Source organism: Beduinella massiliensis (assembly GCF_900199405.1).
Lineage (GTDB): Bacteria > Bacillota > Clostridia > Christensenellales > Aristaeellaceae > Beduinella > Beduinella massiliensis.
Map to the genome: position 1 here is coordinate 1,958,861 of NZ_LT963430.1, position 18,450 is coordinate 1,977,310.

Annotated in this window: 24 protein-coding genes; 22 read left to right on the forward strand and 2 right to left on the reverse strand. The window is 57.6% G+C overall.

The window, feature by feature from the left end; all coding sequences use genetic code 11:
• Positions 1–3: 3 nt before the first annotated feature.
• From C1725_RS09585 to C1725_RS19330, 10 genes are read left to right on the forward strand one after another with little or no spacing between them, the layout of a single operon-like run.
• Positions 4–1,227, forward strand: coding sequence for a phage portal protein (locus C1725_RS09585; protein ID WP_146009209.1), 1,224 nt, complete (start codon positions 4–6; stop codon positions 1,225–1,227).
• Positions 1,193–1,798, forward strand: a complete 606-nt coding sequence (locus C1725_RS09590) for an HK97 family phage prohead protease (protein ID WP_346026531.1) — start codon at positions 1,193–1,195, stop codon at positions 1,796–1,798. Before C1725_RS09585 ends, C1725_RS09590 begins: the two co-directional genes overlap by 35 nt.
• 19 nt (positions 1,799–1,817) lie before the next feature.
• Positions 1,818–3,059, forward strand: a complete 1,242-nt coding sequence (locus C1725_RS09595) for a phage major capsid protein (RefSeq protein ID WP_102411393.1) — start codon at positions 1,818–1,820, stop codon at positions 3,057–3,059.
• Positions 3,060–3,078: 19 nt separating this feature from the next.
• A complete protein-coding gene (locus C1725_RS09600) occupies positions 3,079–3,444 on the forward strand; it encodes a hypothetical protein (RefSeq protein ID WP_102411394.1) in 366 nt (121 codons plus the stop codon).
• Entirely contained in the window at positions 3,441–3,746 is a 306-nt protein-coding gene (locus C1725_RS09605) for a hypothetical protein (RefSeq protein WP_102411395.1), read from the forward strand. Before C1725_RS09600 ends, C1725_RS09605 begins: the two co-directional genes overlap by 4 nt.
• The gene (locus tag C1725_RS09610; protein WP_102411396.1) at positions 3,743–4,159 is read left to right on the forward strand and encodes an HK97 gp10 family phage protein; all 417 of its coding nucleotides are present in this window, start codon (positions 3,743–3,745) and stop codon (positions 4,157–4,159) included. The genes C1725_RS09605 and C1725_RS09610 overlap by 4 nt, the downstream gene beginning before the upstream one ends.
• Positions 4,156–4,473: a hypothetical protein gene (locus C1725_RS09615; protein ID WP_102411397.1), complete on the forward strand. Its 318-nt coding sequence runs from the start codon at positions 4,156–4,158 to the stop codon at positions 4,471–4,473. The genes C1725_RS09610 and C1725_RS09615 overlap by 4 nt, the downstream gene beginning before the upstream one ends.
• A gap of 2 nt (positions 4,474–4,475) precedes the next feature.
• A complete protein-coding gene (locus C1725_RS09620) occupies positions 4,476–5,087 on the forward strand; it encodes a major tail protein (protein WP_346026532.1) in 612 nt (203 codons plus the stop codon).
• 9 nt (positions 5,088–5,096) lie between these two features.
• Entirely contained in the window at positions 5,097–5,432 is a 336-nt protein-coding gene (gene gpG / locus C1725_RS09625; RefSeq protein WP_102411399.1) for a phage tail assembly chaperone G, read from the forward strand.
• 23 nt (positions 5,433–5,455) lie between these two features.
• Positions 5,456–5,599: a hypothetical protein gene (locus C1725_RS19330; protein WP_346026533.1), complete on the forward strand. Its 144-nt coding sequence runs from the start codon at positions 5,456–5,458 to the stop codon at positions 5,597–5,599.
• 39 nt (positions 5,600–5,638) lie between these two features.
• On the opposite strand, the gene C1725_RS09630 is transcribed toward C1725_RS19330, so the two are convergent.
• Together C1725_RS09630 and C1725_RS09635 are read right to left on the reverse strand one after the other, a co-directional pair.
• Entirely contained in the window at positions 5,639–6,064 is a 426-nt protein-coding gene (locus C1725_RS09630) for a type II toxin-antitoxin system HicB family antitoxin (RefSeq protein ID WP_102411400.1), read from the reverse strand.
• 38 nt (positions 6,065–6,102) lie between these two features.
• Positions 6,103–6,291 carry a type II toxin-antitoxin system HicA family toxin gene (locus C1725_RS09635; protein WP_102411401.1) on the reverse strand — a complete coding sequence of 63 codons (189 nt, stop codon included), beginning with the start codon at positions 6,289–6,291 and terminating at the stop codon, positions 6,103–6,105.
• 159 nt (positions 6,292–6,450) lie between these two features.
• On the opposite strand from C1725_RS09635, the gene C1725_RS09640 reads away from it, so the two are divergent.
• The 12 genes from C1725_RS09640 to C1725_RS09685 all read left to right on the forward strand — a co-directional run bounded on the left by C1725_RS09640 (position 6,451) and on the right by C1725_RS09685 (position 18,421).
• Entirely contained in the window at positions 6,451–10,047 is a 3,597-nt protein-coding gene (locus C1725_RS09640; protein WP_346026534.1) for a phage tail tape measure protein, read from the forward strand.
• A gap of 9 nt (positions 10,048–10,056) precedes the next feature.
• Positions 10,057–10,902: a phage distal tail protein gene (locus C1725_RS09645; protein WP_102411403.1), complete on the forward strand. Its 846-nt coding sequence runs from the start codon at positions 10,057–10,059 to the stop codon at positions 10,900–10,902.
• 1 nt (position 10,903) lies between these two features.
• Positions 10,904–11,971 carry a Gp37-like protein gene (locus C1725_RS09650; RefSeq protein ID WP_346026535.1) on the forward strand — a complete coding sequence of 356 codons (1,068 nt, stop codon included), beginning with the start codon at positions 10,904–10,906 and terminating at the stop codon, positions 11,969–11,971.
• Positions 11,968–12,831, forward strand: coding sequence for a hypothetical protein (locus C1725_RS09655; RefSeq protein ID WP_146009210.1), 864 nt, complete (start codon positions 11,968–11,970; stop codon positions 12,829–12,831). The genes C1725_RS09650 and C1725_RS09655 overlap by 4 nt, the downstream gene beginning before the upstream one ends.
• Positions 12,828–14,159 carry a glycine-rich domain-containing protein gene (locus tag C1725_RS18995; RefSeq protein ID WP_146009211.1) on the forward strand — a complete coding sequence of 444 codons (1,332 nt, stop codon included), beginning with the start codon at positions 12,828–12,830 and terminating at the stop codon, positions 14,157–14,159. Before C1725_RS09655 ends, C1725_RS18995 begins: the two co-directional genes overlap by 4 nt.
• Before the next feature lie 13 nt (positions 14,160–14,172).
• Positions 14,173–15,036, forward strand: a complete 864-nt coding sequence (locus tag C1725_RS09665) for a hypothetical protein (protein ID WP_102411407.1) — start codon at positions 14,173–14,175, stop codon at positions 15,034–15,036.
• Positions 15,037–15,049: 13 nt separating this feature from the next.
• Complete coding sequence (locus C1725_RS09670; protein WP_102411408.1) at positions 15,050–15,445, forward strand: hypothetical protein; 396 nt, start codon at positions 15,050–15,052, stop codon at positions 15,443–15,445.
• A 74-nt stretch (positions 15,446–15,519) separates the two neighbouring features.
• Positions 15,520–15,660: a hypothetical protein gene (locus tag C1725_RS19335; RefSeq protein WP_346026536.1), complete on the forward strand. Its 141-nt coding sequence runs from the start codon at positions 15,520–15,522 to the stop codon at positions 15,658–15,660.
• A 130-nt stretch (positions 15,661–15,790) separates the two neighbouring features.
• Positions 15,791–16,534, forward strand: a complete 744-nt coding sequence (locus C1725_RS09675; RefSeq protein WP_102411409.1) for an NlpC/P60 family protein — start codon at positions 15,791–15,793, stop codon at positions 16,532–16,534.
• A 14-nt stretch (positions 16,535–16,548) separates the two neighbouring features.
• A complete protein-coding gene (locus C1725_RS09680; RefSeq protein WP_102411410.1) occupies positions 16,549–16,959 on the forward strand; it encodes a phage holin family protein in 411 nt (136 codons plus the stop codon).
• Positions 16,960–17,194: 235 nt separating this feature from the next.
• Positions 17,195–17,647 carry a DUF6978 family protein gene (locus C1725_RS19000; RefSeq protein WP_146009212.1) on the forward strand — a complete coding sequence of 151 codons (453 nt, stop codon included), beginning with the start codon at positions 17,195–17,197 and terminating at the stop codon, positions 17,645–17,647.
• A gap of 6 nt (positions 17,648–17,653) precedes the next feature.
• A complete protein-coding gene (locus tag C1725_RS09685) occupies positions 17,654–18,421 on the forward strand; it encodes a DUF1829 domain-containing protein (protein ID WP_102411411.1) in 768 nt (255 codons plus the stop codon).
• Positions 18,422–18,450 lie beyond the last annotated feature (29 nt).

Genomic DNA, 18,450 nt, shown 5'->3' on the forward strand with positions numbered 1-18,450 from the left:
ACGGTGGGCCTATTCGATAAAATCCTCGCCCGGATGACGCACAGCGTCACCGGGTTTTCCTTTGGCGCGCGGTCGGTGTCATATGACCGCGCGGCGTACGAACAGGAGACGGTTCGGGCGATCATCGACTGCATTGCGAGCCACGCGGCTAAAGCCGACGTGATGCACGTGGTCGTAGACAAGGACGAGCGCATTCGCGACATCCGGCGCGACAGCCCTTACGCGAGGCTGCTGAACGTACGGCCGAATAACCTGATGACCGCATACGAAATGCGCTACAAGCTGTTTTCGCAGTTGGAGAACTACACGACTGCGCTGGCCTGCATTCGTTGGGATGGCGTAGTACCGCGCGAGATCATTCCGGTTAATTACCGGACGGCGGAATTCTTTAAGCTGGACAACGGCGAATATGCGGTGAACTTCGTGGATTCGACCGGAACGGAATACCGGGCGATGCTGGAAGACCTCGTTTGCCTGCGAAAGTTTTATAATTCGCACGATGCGATGGGGGACGGTAACGCCGCGCTCAAACGCACGTTGGACATGATCGAGGCGGGCGAAACGAGCATGCAGGAAGCGGTCGGCGTCTCGAACAAGATTCGCGGATTTGTCAAGCAGAAGATGACCGTCCACGGCTCTCCTGCCTTGCTCAAAGCCGCGAAGGAGTTCGACGAGTTGTACGCGCGGGCGGCAAAGGACGGCGGGTTCGTGCCGGTCGGCATGGACAGCGACGTGACGATGCTCGATTCACGAAACAGCACATATGCCCTGACGGCTGCGCAGATGCAGGACATACGCGACGGGCTGTACCGGTATTTCCGGGTAAGTGAAAAAATCATCAAAAACGAGTACGACGAGGCGACGTATAAGGCATTTTACGAAGGCAAAATCGAGCCGATTCTAAAACTCGCAAGCCAGGCGTTTACAAACGCCTGCTTTACGCCGCTCGAGTATGCGCGCGGGAACCGGCTGATTTTTTCGGAAAACATGCTGAACCACGCGAGCACGCAAACGAAGGTCAACGTGATTCAGGCGACCCGCGAGCTGGGGCTTTTCACGACCAACGAGCAGCGCGCGATGTTTGGGTACGCGCCGGTGAAGGGCGGAGACGAGAGACAGGTGTCGCTTAATTACATCAAGGAGAGCGACCAGAGCAAGTATCAGACCGGCCAGGCGAAGGAGGTGAATGACAATGGAGAGAGCGCAGACAATGGAACGAAGGTTTGAAGCGCAGGCGCGGATGCTGGGCGACGCGGGCGCGCAGGTACCGGTCATTGAGGGGCTGGCCGCGCGCTGCGAATCCCCGACCATTCTGGCCGAGTGGTCGGAGCACGGTGTGAAATACACGATCCGGGAGACGATTTGCCGCGGGGCGTTTGGCGAATGCGACATGTCGGACGTGATTTTCAACTACAACCACGCGGGCAGGGTGTTTGCGCGCAACCGCAACGGCACGTTGGAGCTGCGAGCGGACGACGAGGGATTGCACATGCGTGCAACACTGCGCACGGATGACCCGGAGCATATGCGGCTGCACGCGGACGTTGAAAACGGGTACATTCGCGGAATGTCGTTTCGATTCCGCATCGCAGAGGAAGAAAGAAACATTTCGGAGGACGAAAACGCGGTTACGATTGACTACCGCATCAAGAAAATCGGCGTGGTGCATGACGTGAGCGCCGTTGACATCCCGGCCTACGGCGACACGGAGATCGAAGCGCGGCGCAGGGACGCCATGACCGCGATTCGCGCAAACGAGCGGGACATCGAGCGGGCGAAAATCATGAGCCTGCTGTGAAAAGAAAGGATGAACAAACATGGAAAAGCGTTTGAACGAAATCAGAGAGCGCAAAGCGGAAATCCGCAAGGCACTGAACGACAAGCCGGACATGACGACCGACGAACTGCGCGGCCTGACCGGGGAACTGGAAAACCTCGACGCTGAGATGCAAAAGCTCGAGGCGCGCCACGCGCTCATGGACAAGCTCGGCCCGGAGGCAACCCCCGAGCAGAAGCCTGCGGACTTGCAGCGAAGCCGCGAGGATACGCGGGGCGAACAGCTCCGCCGCGGCAAATCCGTAAAGCTGGGCGCGGACGAGCTGCGCGCGCTGCTTTTCTCCGGCGGAAACATCAGCGCGCCGAAGGGAAACGGCGCGAACGTCTCCGAGCCGATGAACACGGTGTCGAGCATCATCGACATGGTAGAAACCGAAGACCTTACCGGCATGACGGAGTACACCGAAACCTACATCGAACACTGGCAGGAAGCGGGCGATCATCCCGGCGAGGGCAAGAGCCCGAACGAAAGCGACCTTGCGACCGGAATGGTGAAGATCACGCCGAAGCCCGTTTCGGTGATTTCGTACGTGAGCAAGGACATTTACCGCGTGACCAACGTGCAGCTCGAGGACAAGGTGCGCCGCGGCGCGAGTATTGCGCTCCGCCAGAAAGTGGCGGACATGATCCAGACCGCCGCAGGTGCGCCCGGCCCGGTTGGCCTGTACAACTGCAAGAGCTACGTCACGGGGGAGAGCGAAACGCCAAAGGACATGCACACCACGCTTATCGCAAAACTGGACAGCGGGAGCAAGGGCGTAATCGACGAAAAGACGCTGCGCAACATCGTGATGAACTTCGGCGGGGACAACAACATCATCGGCGGCGCTGTGCTGTTCCTCAACAAAAAGGACCTGCTGGCCTTCGGCGATGTGCGCGGCACGAACGAGAAAAAGTACGTCTACGAGATCACGCCGGACGCGCAGAACCCGAACACCGGCATCATCAAGGACGGCGGCGTATCCGTGCGCTACTGCATCTGCCCGAAGCTGAACGCGCTGAGCGGCACCGCGCAGGGCGACGCGGCGATCCCGACGATGGTCTACGGCGTGCCGAGAGCCTACAAGCTGGGCCTGTTCGGGCCGTTTGAGGTGGAAATGTCCCGCGACTACAAGTTCGCGGAAGGGCTTATTGCCGTACGCGGCGAGGCGATGATCGGCGGCACCATCACGCGGCCTGAAGCGTACGAGATCGTAACCATCCCGTCGAAGGCGGCGAGCTGAATGAAGGGGGGCGCGTTGCATGCTGATTGATGAGCTGCTGGAAGGCATCCTTGGGGCGTGCGAAGCCGCGCCGGAGGAGGTGCGCGCGGAGGTAGGGGGCATGATTGCGGACTTCCGCGAGCAATCACTGGTCTCTGAGGTACGAACGGCGCTGCGGTACAGCACACACGCGCTTGACGGAGAAATTGCCCTGATGATCGACGCGGCGCGGGATGACCTGCGCCGCGTCGGCGTCGCGGATGCGCGGCTTACGGAGCCGCTTGCCCGCATGGCTATCACGACCTACGCACGGGCGCAGCAGGCCGACGACCCGGATGTGCGCGCGGCGTTTGAAAGCAGCTACGGAGCGATGACGGATGCGCTGCGCAAGGCGGTGGGCGAATGAAGCGCAAAAACGACGTGGTGACGTTGTTCCCCAAAGACGCCGGTTCTCCGCCTACCGCGCCGAAACCGGACGAGCGCGCCGCGCAGCGGGTATTCGCTTATACCGCCCGCGTTGGGATGAAGGAATTTTACGAAAGCGCGGCGGTCGGCATGACGCCGGTGCTCAAGGTAACGATTTGGCAAGGCGAGTACGCGGGACAGATATTTGTACGGCATCAGGGTACGACGTACAAGGTGCTCCGCGCCTACGATGACAAGAGCGCGCGCGAAACTGAACTTACGTGTGAGGAGGCCGTTCTGTGAGTGCGAGCGTGACGTTGGACGTAAGGGGCATTGCGGAGACATACGGGAAGCTTGTGGAAACCTCGATGGTCGCGTCGCAACGCGAGGAGGTGCGGGAAGGTCTTCGGCGCGGAGGCGATATAATTGCGGAACTGGCAAAGCGCGGGATTCGCAATCGTTCTGGCAATCTCGGGCCTTCGATTGACGTTGGAAACATAACGGCAACAAAAGAAAAAACGTCAGTTCAGGTGCTTGCACGGCGGCCCGAAGGTTCTCACGGCTGGCTTGTGGAGAACGGACACGTAGGGCCGCGAGGGGTGGGCCGCGCAGACCCGCATCCCTATCTCGCTCCCGCGATGGAAGAAGGGCGTGACGAAGCGCTGAAAGAGATCGCCGCGGGCGTCGAGCGGGCGATCAGGAGGACCACAAAATGACGGTTTACGAGACGGCCATTGCCGCGCTGCGCGGCGTCGGCATAGAGGCGGACGCACTGTGCCGGGATGGGCTGGCGGTGGAGTACGCTATCGTTCGGTTGGCGCGGAAAAGACCATTTTACGCGGACGACAGAGTTGCGTGTTGCGAATGCACAGTGGAAATTCGGGTGTTTGCGAAAAGCGGTTTGTGCGACCTTGCACAGCGGGCCGAAAACGCCCTGACCGCGGCGGGCTTTGGCTTCGTTTTCCGCGCGGACAAATTTGACGGGGAGTACCAAATTGCCACTATGGAATGGAAAGCATTGGAGGAATGAAAATGGGTATGACGAAATATCGCGGGCCGGTATCTATTGGCCTGCGCGACGTATGCTACGCGATGATTACCAAGGACGACGAGACCGGGACGGTCTACGAGACCAAGGAAAGCACGGTCGCCGTCAAGGGCGTTGCGGGCGCGATTGACGCGACGATTACGCCGAGCAGCGAGAACACCCCGCTCTATGCCGACGACGGCACGTTCGCGGAAATCACGTCGCTCGGCGACGTGTCCATTGCGCTTGAGCTGGCGAGCCTGCCTGACGATGTACAGGTGGATTGGTTCGGGCACCAGAGGGACGAGGACGGCGTGCTCGTAAAGGGCGCGGACGACACGGCGAGACACTTCGCGCTGGGGTTCAAATCGCAGAATCACGACAAGACCTTTAAATACGTTTGGGTCTACAAGGCGCTCGCGAGCCTGCCGGAAAACGCCCACCACACGAAGGAGGGCTCTTCCGTCACGATGCAGACGCAGAAGGTCACGATTTCGTGCTCGCCGCGTCTGTCTGATGGGAAATGGATGGCGAGCGTCAACAGCGGCGCGGAGGGGGCCAGCGCGGACGTGATCTCCAAATGGTTTGAAAAGCCGTACGAAAAGGCGACGGTGTAAGGAGGCAGCATGAAAATCACGCTTAAGCTAGGCGGCGGGGAAAGGGTCTTCCTTTCCTCGCCCACGGCGCGCAAGACGCGCGACGCCTATTTTCACCGCGAAAGGATTCGCGAGCGCCTTCGGGAAGGCGGCGAATCGTCCAAGTTCGACGAGGGAACGACCGACGCGATGCTGCAATGGGTGGTAGAGGCGTTCGACCGCCAGTTCACGGCGGATGAATTTCTGGACGGTTATCAGGGGTGGTTCTTCGACATCCTGAGCATGATGGACGACATGCTGGCGGGTGTTGCGGGAGAACTGGACGCGGGTTTTCCGAAGCCGCCGAAGACGGCGGCGAAACCGTAACGTTTGGGGATTTCCTTCTGGACATGTACGCGAAGCTGCTACGCGAGGGGTGGACGATGCGGGACATTGACGACATGGACATGGGGTTCTTTCTGCGTGCGCTGCGAGGCACTGAGGGGAAGCAGGAACCGAAGCCGAAATTCATCGACGAGCTCGGCCTATTTTAAGCAAACAAAAAAGGCGCTTTGCACGCCTTTTTATTTGCCTTACCGGCGCAAACCGAGCTGATCCATCAGCGCGCCCTGAAGAGCCTGCGAAAAGTTGATGCCTTTTTCAAGCGCGGCCGCATTCAGCCATGCCGGAATCGAAAGCGTCTTCTTGACGGACTTTTCAAAGTGAGCGCGGGCATACTCGTTTACGTCAACTGTTATCATGTTGACAAAAGATTCGCCGGGATCGGCTTCGAGGGCGCGCGCTACTTCGGCGGGGTTGATGGCGCGCATGTCGGACGGGGGAGGAACGTCTTCCCCGTCGCGCTGCGCGGTATAGAGATACCCTGCAAGGCAATCGACGGCAGCGGAGAACGCACCAGTCAGAGTATCATCGCACGTCGCAAGATAATTCAGATCGGGAAAGACAACGGAATAGCCAGGCTCTTCTTTGAAAAAACACGCGGGGTAAGCGGTAAGCATAAGCGGCACCTCCTGCATGGGTTGGAAAGGGGCGGGGCTTATTTTAGCCCCGCTTGCTTTCGGATGGATTTTTCCGTGATTTTCGATAACTCTTTCGCATGGAAGGGAATTGTCACCTTTCCGGGCTTTGTCGGGTGGACGTAATGCCGGTGCGAGCCCTCCTGCGATTTGAAAATCCATCCGTCTGCGAGAATGATTTTTTCCATTTCTCTTGGCATCGGCGGCATTTTCGTTCCCCCTTTACGATTATTATTATACCATTTAATACGTATTATGTCAATACGTATTAAAGAAAAAACGAGAAAAAGGATGCCATTTTTAAATTTACTCTTTTTGCCGCGCCGGATATGTGCGGACGGAATTTATGCCGCAAAGGAGGTGGACACATGGCCGAACAAAACGCGGGGTCGATAGCCGTTGAGCTGGCGCTGAGATCGAGCACGTTTGAGACGCAGATGAAACGCGCGGCGGCATCGGTGAGGGGAATCGACGACGAATTTAAGGTTTCAAAAGCCGAGGCAGAAGCGGCAGGGAAGCGATTCGACGAGCTGGGAGCCAAGGGAGAAGCGGCGAGCCGGAAACTCGAATTGCAGGAAGCGGCCTGCCAGAAATACAGCGAGCGGCTTGAGAAGCTGCGGAAAGACTTGGAGACTACTGCCAAGGGGCAGCAAGAGCTTGCGGCAAAGCTGGAAGCCGCGAAAAAAGCGCACGCCGATAGCGCGGAAGCGCTTAAAGCGCATGCCAAGGCGGGCGATCTCGACGAGGCTTCAATGCGGGCGCTCGAGGTCGAAACGGCGAGACTTAAAAAGGAAGAAAAATCGCTGCAGGAATCGTACGACGCCGGAAACCGCGCACTGGTCGCGGCGCAGGGAAAGATTAATTCGACCGAACAGGCCTACAACAAACTGCGCATCGAGACGGCCCGAACGCGGGAGGAAGCAGACAAGCTGACAGCCGCGCTCGAAAGCGCGCAAAAGCGGATGGAAAAGTTCAGCGGTGCAACCGGGAAAATTGGGAATGCGCTGACGTTGGGGCTGACCGCGCCGGTCATCGCGGCAGGTACGGCGGCGGCGACCTCCGCGGTCAAATGGGAGGACGCCTTTGCGGGCGTACGAAAAACCGTCGACGCGACCGAATCGGGATACGCGAGGCTGCAAAAACAAATCGTCGCCATGAGCGAGGAAATCCCGGTCAGCAAGGAGGAAATCGCCGGGATTGCGGCGGGCGCGGGGCAACTTGGCGTCGCAGAGAAAAACGTGATGAAATTCACGCGCGTTATGGCCGACCTGGGCGTATCGACCGATCTGACCGGCGAGGCGGCCGCGACGATGTTCGCGCAGTACGCCAATATCACCGGAATGAAGCTGGACAACGTAGACCGGTTGGGAAGCATGATCGTCGATCTGGGCAACAACACGGCCACGACCGAGAGCAAAATCGGCGAGATGATGCAGCGGCTTGCGGGCGCGGGCTCGATTGTGGGACTGACGGACGCGCAGATCGCGGGTATCAGCGCCACGCTTTCGTCGCTTGGCATCGAGGCGGAGGCAGGCGGAACGGCGATGAGCAAGGCGCTCTCGCAGATCGACAGTGCGGTTATTTCCGGCGGAGGGAAGCTGAACGCCTACGCAAAGATCGCGGGCGTGAGTGCGAAAGAGTTTTCCACGGCATGGAAAGGCGACCCGGTTGCCGCCCTGCAGCTCTTTACAAACGGGCTGGGGCAGATCAGCGCGGCAGGCGGCGACGTGAACGCGGCGCTGAAGACGGTCGGCATCAGCGAAGTGCGCATGACCGACATGATGAAACGCCTTTCGACTAGCGGCGACATGCTGACAAAGACGGTGAGACGGGCCAATGCCGCATGGGAGGACAACACCGCGCTCACGGACGAGGCGGCAGAGCGTTATGGGACGACCGCGAGCCAAATCCAGATCACGCAGAACAAGCTGTCGAACATGGCGACGACGTTCGGAAACGCGTTCCTGCCGACGATCAACGACGGACTGGACGCGGTGGGGAATCTGGCGCAGAAGTTCGCAAACCTCGACGACGGCGTGAGAAACAACATCATTTTCGGCGCGGGCGCGGCGGCGCTTACCGGGCCGGTGATGAAAGCGATCAGCGGAGTGACCGGGGGGATTTCCGCGCTGCTAAAGGGCGTGCAGTCTATTCGCAGCATCGGCGGCATTGCGGGGATATTTTCTGCAATTCCTGCGGCGGGTCCGGTTGCCATTGGGCTTGCGGCTACGGCGGTCGGGGGGCTGGCGCTGAACTGGCTCAGCGCCCGTGACGCCATGAAGGAGTACGAAGAAAAATGGAAAAACATAGACTTTGCGCTGAAGGACAACGCATCAGCGGAGATTCGGCAGGAGATCGACAAAGCGGTTGCGGCGGCTGATCGAATCGTTGAGATCACGGTTCAAATGTCCGAGAAGCAAGAAAGCCTCATGTCTATGTTGGACGGTTTTGCAAGCGATGATAAAATCACAAAAAAGGAAAAGAACTCACTCACCAGCGCTATAAATACATGGGTGGATGATGGTATTTCGCAGGCAAAGCTCAACACGCAAACCAAAATTGACGAATACAACGCCGTGTGGGATAGCATGGGGCTTACGGACGAAGAGAGAGACGCCGAAATCAATGCCATCAAGGCGAAATCTGACGGAAACGTGCAACAGCTTCAAGCCCTCAAAAAAGAAGCTTCCGAGTTAATCAACGGATTCTATACGAAAGAAATCGAAATTACAGAGGAAAACAAGGGAAAGCTTGATGACCTGCTGGGGCAAATCGTCGCAATCAACACGGAGATCGAGCTTTCAAAGCAGGCACTGGAATCATACACGCCCGACGCCTATATCAAAAAGGCACAGCGGGAGGGCGCAACGAAAGAGGATACCATTGTCGGGTTTAACTCCGTCATCGAGTGGAAACAGGCCAGCGAAAACGAGATGAACAAGGAGATCGAGAAAAAACAGACGGAGCTACAGATGGCGGCGGAGAACGCGGAGACGCCCGATGTTAAGATCAAGGCGGAAGCGGCGCTCGAATTGGCATGGGATGAAGCGGATGCGCAGTCTGCTGAACTTGAGGCGGAGGTGCTGGAGAAGATCAACGCGCTCGCCGCTACGTGGGACGTCAGCCCGGAGGAACTGAGTGAACTGCTAAAGAACTTCGACCTGTTGGCACTCATTGCGCAGTACAACGCATCGCAGGAGCCAGACGCATTCTACGACCAGGTGCGCCCGAAGATCATCGATGGCATGAAGACGTTTTTCCCCAAAATGAGCGATGCGGAAATCGATGAAGTCATGGGCGGGCTGTACCCGGACGATTTCTTCCTGAACGGTTTGAAAGAAGAAATAACCAAAGAGATTACGAAGAACGCGGAGAGCGGGGTGTACAACCCTATTATCGAGCTTCTGAACGCGTCCGCAGGCGCGATCACGCCGAACATGCTGGACGGGCTCGACGGGAAGATTCGAGCCGCCATCATGCTGGTAGATTTTAAGGAATCGGGCGGGAGCATCGGCGAGAATATTATCAAAGCGATGGGGCTGGGTATCACGGAGAATCAGGGAGAGGCGACAGGTGCAGCGAAGGATGCCGCTGGTAGCGTCATCGACACGATGAAAGAATCGCTTGGCATCAAATCGCCGTCCAAGGAATTTATGGCAATCGGCTACTGGAGCATGATAGGTCTAAAAAATGGGTTTGCTGATAACAAAGACCTCGCTCTCGCGCCGCTTAAACTCATGATCTTAAACGACCTGCCGCCTATCGGGGCGGGCATGGTTGACGCTCTGATTGGAGGCATCAGCAGCCGGCGTCAAGCGCTCGTGGATGAAGTCGTCGGCGCGGTGCGATTGGCGATTTCGTCTGCGCAGATCGAGGCCAACGGCAGCCCGATCAGCATACCGGTAACGCTCGACACGTCAAGCATCAGCATGCGGAAACTGTCAAAAGAGCTGGCGCGACTGTGAGGTGATAACATGATATTGACAATCAGGAGCGCTGCGGGCGAAATGCGGTTGGTGGACGGCGTGGCGCTGTTGCAGGCGGAGGGACTGCACGGACTGAACCGCGCGACGCACACCATCGATCAGGCTACGTCTGACGGGACGGTGCTCGTCGGCTCAAAAGTGCAATCGCGCAGCGTGCGCCTGCGGGTAAAGCTGCGGCGCGACGTGGTTGCGGCGCGGAACGACATCATCCGCATTTGTGCGCAGAAGGACATGACGCTCGTGCTCAACCGGGGCGCGAGTACCTACGTCATGCCGTGCACCGCCCAAGGCGTATCGCACGAAGCGCAGGACGGGTCAAAGATCACGATTGCGCTGTATGTGCCTATTCCGTATTGGCGCGCCGAAATCGCAAAAACGGTCTGGATTGCGGGATGGTCAGCGGCGTTTGAATTTCCGGTCGAGATACCGGAAGAGGGTATCGAGTTTGGGACGCGCACGGAGACGCGCGTCGTCAACGTGAAAAACGACGGTTCGGTTGAAACCGGATGCATCATTGCTTTTTCGGCGCGGTCGAACGTTACAAATCCGGCGGTCTACATGGCGGCGAACAGCGCGCGCTATATCCGCATTATTACGAGCATGTCCGCCGGGGATGTGGTGACGATCAACACCGCGCGCGGGCAGAATGCCGCGCAGCTCACAATCTACCGTGCGGCAACCGGGGAAACAGGAAATGCGTTTTCGCTGCTCGACACGGGCAGCGAATTTTTGCAAATTGCCCCCGGAGATAACCTGATACGCTATGACGCGGAAACCGGCGCAGACGCGCTTGATGTGAGCATAACCATCGACGAACTCTATGCGGGGGTATGATATGGAAATCTGGATATACAGCCCTTATGAGCACGTGCGCGTTGGGATTTTGGACAGCTACGACAGCATGACCCGCACGCACAGGGACGACGCGCCGGACGAGATCGAAATCACGCTGCGCGCGGCGGGCGGAGATGCGATTGCGCAGGTGGATAGTATCCTGTGGCCGTCAGGAGATACGACGGCATACCTCGTAACGAGCGTGGACATCGAGGACGAGGAAACCGGCGCTACACACGAACGCATACGCGGGAAGAGCATGGAAACGTTGCTTGCGATGCGGTACCTTTCCGTACCCAAATCGTTCACCGGTACGCCGGGGCAAATCTGCGCGCAAATGTGCGATGAGGTATTTTCGGACGGCGCGCGGGCATTCCCGGGGCTGACATATGATTTCGGCGCGGCCACCGGAGAGACGATGACGCTGAGCGCGGAGGGAACGCTCCTGGACAACGTATGTGCGGCCCTGACCGCGGGCCTTTACGGCATTCGGTCGGCGTTCAGCCCGGCGACCTGCGCCGTACATATTTTTGCGCACGCGGGACAGACGCGCAATATAGCCTTTGATGAACGCTACGACACGCTGTCCGAAGCCCGGTACACCGACGATATTTCCGACGCGTCGGATATGTGCTACGTATACGACGATGAGGGCGAATGTCTGACGGTGGGAAATGTCGCGTTGACCGGATACCGTCGGCGCGAAGGGTCTGACTGGCACACGAGCGGGCGTGAAAGCTACGACGACGAGGGGAACGAAATTGAATTGACCGACGCGCAATACCGGCGCGCGATGCAAAACACCGGCGCAGGTTACATGAGCGCCCACCGGCGATCTCAAGAAATGAGCGGCACGGTGAATTTGCAATCAAAACTTGTGAAATACGGAGACGATTTCGACCTCGGTGATGTATGCACGATCCGCAAGGCTGCGTGGGGCGTGAATCTGAAAAAACGCTTGACTACGGTGATCGAAACCTACGAAAACGGCGTGGCGACAATGCACGCGGAATTTGGAACGGCGACGCCTACGCTGAGCGAAAAAATCAAACGGGGTGAAACGGCGTGAATTTGTACATACCCTTTAATTCTGCCAACGGCGACCGACGGTACAGCGCAGATGATTTCGCGGCCCTGTTCTCCTCGCTGCTCGGCGACGGCGTGCTGCTTTCGTCGCTCGATGCGCTGCAGGTGATCGCCTCGGGCGATTGGGGCATCGCCATAAAGCCCGGCAGGTGTATCATACGCGGGAGAATAGGCGTCAACACGACGCAGGCTAATTTGACGCTGGCCCCAGCGGCAACGGGGAACCCGCGCATTGACCGGGTGGTGCTGAGATGCGATTACATCAATCGAAAAATCACCGAGATGGTAATACAGGGGACACCGGCGATCTCGCCCGTTGCGCCGACGCTACGCAACGATTCAGAGGCCGTGGACTTGCCACTGGCGCGCATTACGATAAAACCGACCGACGCGAGTGTTGCGCAGCAGATGATCGTAGACGAGCGAAAATTTTCGCAGTCCGCCGCACCGCTGGACACGGACGCGCTGTTTGCACAATGGGACGATGCATTTGAAACGTGGTTCGAGAGCGTGCGGGGCACGCTGTCGGGCGACGCGGCCGGGAATCTCGCTCAAAAAATCATGGGGTGCATATACGAGGTATCCCGCGAGACAATCAACGTTCCGGCGGCGGGTTGGACGGTAAATGCGCAGGGGGCGTACGAAAAAACTGTGTCGTTGACCGGAACGGTCGCGAACAGCGCGACGCAGAGGGTGCGGTTCGCCGTACAGGGAGAGCAAATCGGCAAGGTGTTGCTGTCGGGGTGCCGGGTGGACACCGACGGTCAACTGACCATTATTTGTTTGTCCGCCCCGACGTCGGACTTCGCGCTTGCGACGATTATCGAGGATGTGAGGCAATGAGCGTGTTTTGTTATCAAGATGGAGGCAGCGCGACTGTCACGGCGTGCACGGCGGTGACGGCGCTGTCGCTGTCCGCGAACAACGTGGGCTTCGGGGCGAGCGTGACGCTTTCCTGGTCAGGGGCTGCGGGCGGCGCGGGCAACCCTATTCGTGGGTACGAGGTGTACCGGGACGGCGTACTGCTCACGACGGTCTTTGACGGAACGAGTTGCACGGTTACGTCGCCCACGAGCAACGGCAGCTACAAGTACACCGTCAAGGCGCTGGGCAGGATTCCGGGCTTCGACGCGCCGGTGAGCACGGCGAGTGCGACGCTGACGAGTATCGTCACCGCGCCGACGGCACCAACATCTATCTGGCTATCGGCTTATGATGTACGAATCGGTAAGACTGTTACATTGTCGTGGAGTGGGGCGAAGGCCGGTACGAATAATCCTATTGCAAGATACGATGTTTACCTGGCTAACACTTGGACCCTACTTACAAGCACAACCAGCACGAGTATTTCGGTTACAGCATCAAGCGCTGTCGGCGGACAATACGCCTACTCGGTAGTTACCGTTGGCGCTGTACCAGGAACATGGTCTGCTGGTTCCGGCGCAGTCACGCTGACCGCGCACGGGGTGGAATACAGCGACGTGTATTTTACGTCCAACACGACGTGGACGATCCCCGCGTGGGCGGAGAAGCTGATCGTCACCTGCATCGGCGGCGGGGGCGGCGCTGCGTCGGCGGGCTATGACTACGGCGGGAGCTACACAACGCCGGGCGGCGGCGGAGCGGGCGCGTCGGGCGAGAAAAAGGACGCGACGTTTGGCGCTGGCCAATTTACGCCCGGCGCGGCGGTGGCTGTTACGGTGGGCGCTGCTGGTACCGGCGCAACCTACGCGCCATCCGGCGGCGGAAATGGCGGAGCGAGCTCGTTCGGCTCGCTGCTCACCGCTCGCGGCGGCGGCGCGGGACATCCGGGCGGGAGCACGAACGCCACCTATCCCGACGGGGGTCGTGGCGGTGACGGCGGCATATGCGGCGCGGGCGGCGGGTATGGCCGAAATGGAAAAAACAGCAGCAACGTCGGCAGCCAGGGTGCTGACGGCACGAGCTGGTCGATGCCCGCGAGCGACGCGGCCTACTACGTTTTTAACGACACCTCGACCGGCAGGAGGCTCGGGCGCGGCGGCAAGGGCGGCGGCGGGACAAACGGAGGCAACGGGCCATATGGCAACGACAGCCTGCCCGGCACGCGCTACGGTCAGGGCGGCGACGGCAACATGGGCGCGGGCACGGCGGGCATCGTGGCCGTGCGTGTTGGACGATACCTGAGCTAAGGGGGGCGAGAGCATGCCGAAATATCTGGACTACGAGGGCCGGAAAAAACTGCGGGCGTGGATCAGGTCGCACTTTCTTGGCAAAGGCGAGCGCGCCGCCGACGCCGCGCTGCTGGGCGGGAAGCCACCGGAGTATTACGCGGGGCCGGTGAATCTGCTGGGCAACGGGAATTTTTTGCCGATGTATCTGGTAAACCAGCGGGGGCAAACGAGCTATAGCGGTAGTGTGTACAACATTGATCGTTGGAGGGCATATCACGCAGAAACAACCGTCAATGTAACGGATGATGGAATATCTGTATCTGGAAACCGCTTATATCAAATTGTCCCGCAAAATATCATTGATGCAACAAAAACATACACGCTTGCTGCGATGAAGTCAGATGGAACACTTGATATTTGTTGTGCGAAGTTTAGCAGTGGCGCAGATGCTAGCTATGGAACAGCATTGTACACGTCCAACAGCACTTACCTGGTCCGACTTGATAGGGGTTATACATGGATATGGGCCGCCCTATACGAGGGTGTATACACCGCCGACACCCTGCCGCCGTATGTGCCCCGCCCGTACAGCGTTGAGCTGGCGGAGTGCAGGAGATGGTACTTGCCGATGGATGCATCACAATGGTATGAGGCAAAGAGGCTGCACGGCGACAACCCGAGAATCGAGGTGCCCGGATCGTTTACTCGCGCCCCTACACTGATCGGGACGCCCAAAATGTATCTTGACGATGGCGTATGGCACGACATGACGCCAGGGGGCATCTCGTTGTTGCCGGATAGATGCGTGTTTAGGTTGGGGGGTTATGACAGCCTTACAACGCACGGACAATCGTACATCGTGACCGGCCTGAGCGGCGTATCATGCGAACTATAAAAGGGGGGATAGCGTGGATATTAAACCATACGGCGTATACGTCAAAATAGACGACGCAGGCCGCATCACGGCCATCAACAGCGATGCGTTTTTGACCGACCTGACCGGCTGGACAAAAGTTGACGAGGGCTACGATTACCGGTACCACCACGCGCAGGGCAACTATCTGGACGGCCCGCTATACGACGAGCGCGGCGTCTGCCGGTACAAACTCGCGGACGGTGCAATAGTACCGCGCACGCGGGAGGAGATCGACGCGGACTACGCGCCGCCACCCGCCCCGCCGAGAACGAACGCGGAGCTTGAGGCGGAAAACGCGCTGCTCAAAGCGCAGATTCAGGCGGTGAGCGAGCGGGGGGATTTTGTAGAGGATGTCATCGCGGAGATGGCAATGCAGGTCTACCCGTGATTGCGGGTTTAATAGAGGCGGTTCATGAACGCCTGCTATGGGCCATATTACGACACACAGAAGGAGGAATTTTGATGATGGCGATGTTTTTTGCGCAGAGGGTGATCCTGGGGAAGACCCTGTACGGGGACGTGCCTGCGACGCTGCGGCCGCAGGTGAAGGAGCTGCTTGAAGAGAGCGGCCTGGGCGATCTGGTGGTCGAGACGGTGGGCTGACGGGACGGGGCGGGCGTTTCGCCCGCCCCCTTAATAAGGGAGCAAAGCGACTAGGCCCGAGGACAGCGCAGAGCGCTCCACAGGGCCGTACCCTGCGCCCGAAGGGGGCAGGGCGTTAAGAGGTGATGGAATGATCGACAGACAGGCTTTTGTACAGGCCGCCGTGGCCCTCGCGCAGCGCACGCCGCCCATTCCCTACGCGCTGGGTGGGACGACGCCCAAGGGCATGGACTGCCGGGGGCTGGTCGTGTACCTCCTGCGGCAGCTCGGCTGCCCGTCGTACCGCACGGCGGGCGCGACGAGCATGTGGCGCGACGATTGCGTGGACAAGCGCCCGCTCGCGCAGGCGGATTTGCAGCCCGGCGACCTGCTGTTCATTCGGGACGGCGAGGTCAGCGAGCACATGGGCGTCTACTGCGGCGCGCCGGGCTGCGAGGTGGTGCACGCCAGCGCGACGAAGGGGTGCGTGTGCGCCTCGACGCGCAGGAACGGCTGGACGCACGCGGCGCGGCACCGGCTGGTCGACTACGACGGCGCCGATAGAGAGGATGGGGACGACATGGCGGGGGAATACATCGTGCGCGCGCAGGGCGGACTTCGCCAGCGCAGGACGCCGGGCGGGACGTACATGCAGATGATCCCGGACGGGACGCGCCTGAGCGTTTCGCAGACGCAGGGCGACTGGGCGCGAGTGAGCTATAAGGAGCATACGGGCTGGGTGAGCGCGGCGTATCTGGCGGAAGCGGGCGGGGCGGAGACGCCGCAGGCGCCCGAGGATGCGAGCGGATCGGACGGCGGAGATACGCCGGATAACAGCATGATGCGGGTGCCGCGATCGCTGATCGAGCAGCTTTGCGGGTACTTAAACGACTGAGGAGGGACGAACCTATGTGGGAAAAAATCGTGAAGGGCGTAGCGGCGGCCGTGGGGGCGGTCGCCGGATTCTGGGGAGGCCTGCCGGTGCTCGTGCAGACGATGGCGGTCTTCATGGCGGTGGACTACGTGACCGGGCTGATCTGCGCGGCGAAGGGCGTGTCGGGAAAGAGCGAGAACGGCGCGCTGTCGAGCAAGGCGGGCTTTGAAGGGCTGCTCAAGAAGGGCGTGATGGTGCTGGTGGTGTTCATCGCCTGGCAGCTCGACCAGGCGATGGGGACGGCGGTACTGCACAATGCGGTGGTGTGCTTCTACGTGGCGAACGAGGGCATCTCCATTCTGGAGAACACGACGCTGCTGGGCGTGAAATGGCCGGAGAAGCTGCGCGATGCGCTGGACGCCATCGGGAACGGCGACGAAAAATAAATTAGAATAAAGGCAGCGCACTGGAGAGAGGATATTTCTGATGCGCTGCTTTTGTTATTTACTTAAATTTTAAGGATATTTTATTTACTTTCTTAATATTGAGGTGTATAATGCATTTAATATAGAAAAAGTTCCATCTTACGTTTAATTAAAAACGTGTTGGAAGAAATAATATAGACCACCTTCAAAATCTATGTTAGAATAATCATAGATAAATCCAACGAAGGTGAACAAAATGACGCAAGATGAAGCAAATGGACTTATTCAAGTCCTAAAGAGAATTCTAGAAACCGGCGTTTGCAAGCTACCTGAACAAGGTAGATATGCTGCTATAGGATTGGAATCAGTTTTTTCATCTAAAGATAAATTCATAATAGACATAAATCGAGCGGGGCATATTAATGCTAAAAAATATACTCTTCAGCTGAGATACAAAAAAGAAACGTTTTTACTACGTTTAGATGTGGGAGGCCCTCCGCATACGAACCCAGACCTTACTGTTATCCCATGCCCACATCTCCATATATGGCGAGCGGGACAAAAACGCCCAGATGCATGGGCATTTGAAATACCGGTGATTTTTGGTGATACTGAAGATAAATGCCGGACATTGCTGGACTTTTTACGATATTGTAATACGAATAACATAGAGCAAATAGAAATATATGAGCAAAGAAAGATGGAGTGAAGTGAAATGAAATCCGTTGAAGACATGGATTTTATATCCGAATATCTTGAGTGGATTAGAAAAAATACCACACAATATAAAATTAATGAATACGTTGAGATAACGACGCCTTTCCTGGACATACATAACGATCATATACAATTTTATGTAAAGCAAACTTCTGATGGATTTGAACTCACGGATGATGGGTATATTCTGAGTGATCTTCAAATAAGCGGTTGTGACATTAAATCTTCAAAACGCCAAGAAATGGTGTCTCAGATAGCTGCAACACTAGGCGTAACAATTAAGCAAGAGGAGATTTGCGCGCATGCCTCGCGCTTTGACATTGCACAAAAGCAACATATAATGATACAAGCAATGCTTAAAATTGGTGATATGTTTATGACATCATCATCTCGGGTTAAGGGGTTATTCTTTGAGGAAGTAAGTGAATTCTTAAACGAAAACGATGTTCGCTGCACACGATCAATTATGATAATGGGACATTCGGGTCTTTCGCATTGTTTCGATTTCGTAATTCCATCCTCAAGAAAAAGTCCGGAAAGAGTTATAACCGCCTTGAATTCACCAACAAAACAAAGCGTTCAAGCGGCCCTGTTTTCATGGAATGATGTGCAAAAAATTAGGCCAGAAAAAAGTAGGGGTTACATTGTCTTAAATGATGCAAAAAAGACTGTTGGCCAAGAACTTTTAGCGGCAATCGGTAGTTATGAGTTAACACCCATTCCTTGGAAGAAGAGATTAAATTATATTGCGGAGCTTGCATCCTGATATATTTATATTGAAGATATCGCGATATT

What these genes read in the sequence shown, in the direction of transcription:
- C1725_RS09630 (WP_102411400.1), bottom strand. Translation starts at nt 6,064, where the DNA reads ATGCTTACCGCTTACCCCGCGTGTTTTTTCAAAGAAGAGCCTGGCTAT.
- gpG (WP_102411399.1), top strand. Translation starts at nt 5,097, where the DNA reads ATGAAAATCACGCTTAAGCTAGGCGGCGGGGAAAGGGTCTTCCTTTCC.
- C1725_RS09590 (WP_346026531.1), top strand. Translation starts at nt 1,193, where the DNA reads ATGGAGAGAGCGCAGACAATGGAACGAAGGTTTGAAGCGCAGGCGCGG.
- C1725_RS09615 (WP_102411397.1), top strand. Translation starts at nt 4,156, where the DNA reads ATGACGGTTTACGAGACGGCCATTGCCGCGCTGCGCGGCGTCGGCATA.
- C1725_RS09650 (WP_346026535.1), top strand. Translation starts at nt 10,904, where the DNA reads ATGGAAATCTGGATATACAGCCCTTATGAGCACGTGCGCGTTGGGATT.
- C1725_RS09675 (WP_102411409.1), top strand. Translation starts at nt 15,791, where the DNA reads ATGATCGACAGACAGGCTTTTGTACAGGCCGCCGTGGCCCTCGCGCAG.
- C1725_RS09605 (WP_102411395.1), top strand. Translation starts at nt 3,441, where the DNA reads ATGAAGCGCAAAAACGACGTGGTGACGTTGTTCCCCAAAGACGCCGGT.
- C1725_RS09680 (WP_102411410.1), top strand. Translation starts at nt 16,549, where the DNA reads ATGTGGGAAAAAATCGTGAAGGGCGTAGCGGCGGCCGTGGGGGCGGTC.
- C1725_RS09600 (WP_102411394.1), top strand. Translation starts at nt 3,079, where the DNA reads ATGCTGATTGATGAGCTGCTGGAAGGCATCCTTGGGGCGTGCGAAGCC.
- C1725_RS19330 (WP_346026533.1), top strand. Translation starts at nt 5,456, where the DNA reads ATGTACGCGAAGCTGCTACGCGAGGGGTGGACGATGCGGGACATTGAC.
- C1725_RS09645 (WP_102411403.1), top strand. Translation starts at nt 10,057, where the DNA reads ATGATATTGACAATCAGGAGCGCTGCGGGCGAAATGCGGTTGGTGGAC.
- C1725_RS09620 (WP_346026532.1), top strand. Translation starts at nt 4,476, where the DNA reads ATGGGTATGACGAAATATCGCGGGCCGGTATCTATTGGCCTGCGCGAC.
- C1725_RS09635 (WP_102411401.1), bottom strand. Translation starts at nt 6,291, where the DNA reads ATGCCGCCGATGCCAAGAGAAATGGAAAAAATCATTCTCGCAGACGGA.
- C1725_RS09665 (WP_102411407.1), top strand. Translation starts at nt 14,173, where the DNA reads ATGCCGAAATATCTGGACTACGAGGGCCGGAAAAAACTGCGGGCGTGG.
- C1725_RS09685 (WP_102411411.1), top strand. Translation starts at nt 17,654, where the DNA reads ATGAAATCCGTTGAAGACATGGATTTTATATCCGAATATCTTGAGTGG.
- C1725_RS19335 (WP_346026536.1), top strand. Translation starts at nt 15,520, where the DNA reads ATGATGGCGATGTTTTTTGCGCAGAGGGTGATCCTGGGGAAGACCCTG.
- C1725_RS18995 (WP_146009211.1), top strand. Translation starts at nt 12,828, where the DNA reads ATGAGCGTGTTTTGTTATCAAGATGGAGGCAGCGCGACTGTCACGGCG.
- C1725_RS19000 (WP_146009212.1), top strand. Translation starts at nt 17,195, where the DNA reads ATGACGCAAGATGAAGCAAATGGACTTATTCAAGTCCTAAAGAGAATT.
- C1725_RS09595 (WP_102411393.1), top strand. Translation starts at nt 1,818, where the DNA reads ATGGAAAAGCGTTTGAACGAAATCAGAGAGCGCAAAGCGGAAATCCGC.
- C1725_RS09640 (WP_346026534.1), top strand. Translation starts at nt 6,451, where the DNA reads ATGGCCGAACAAAACGCGGGGTCGATAGCCGTTGAGCTGGCGCTGAGA.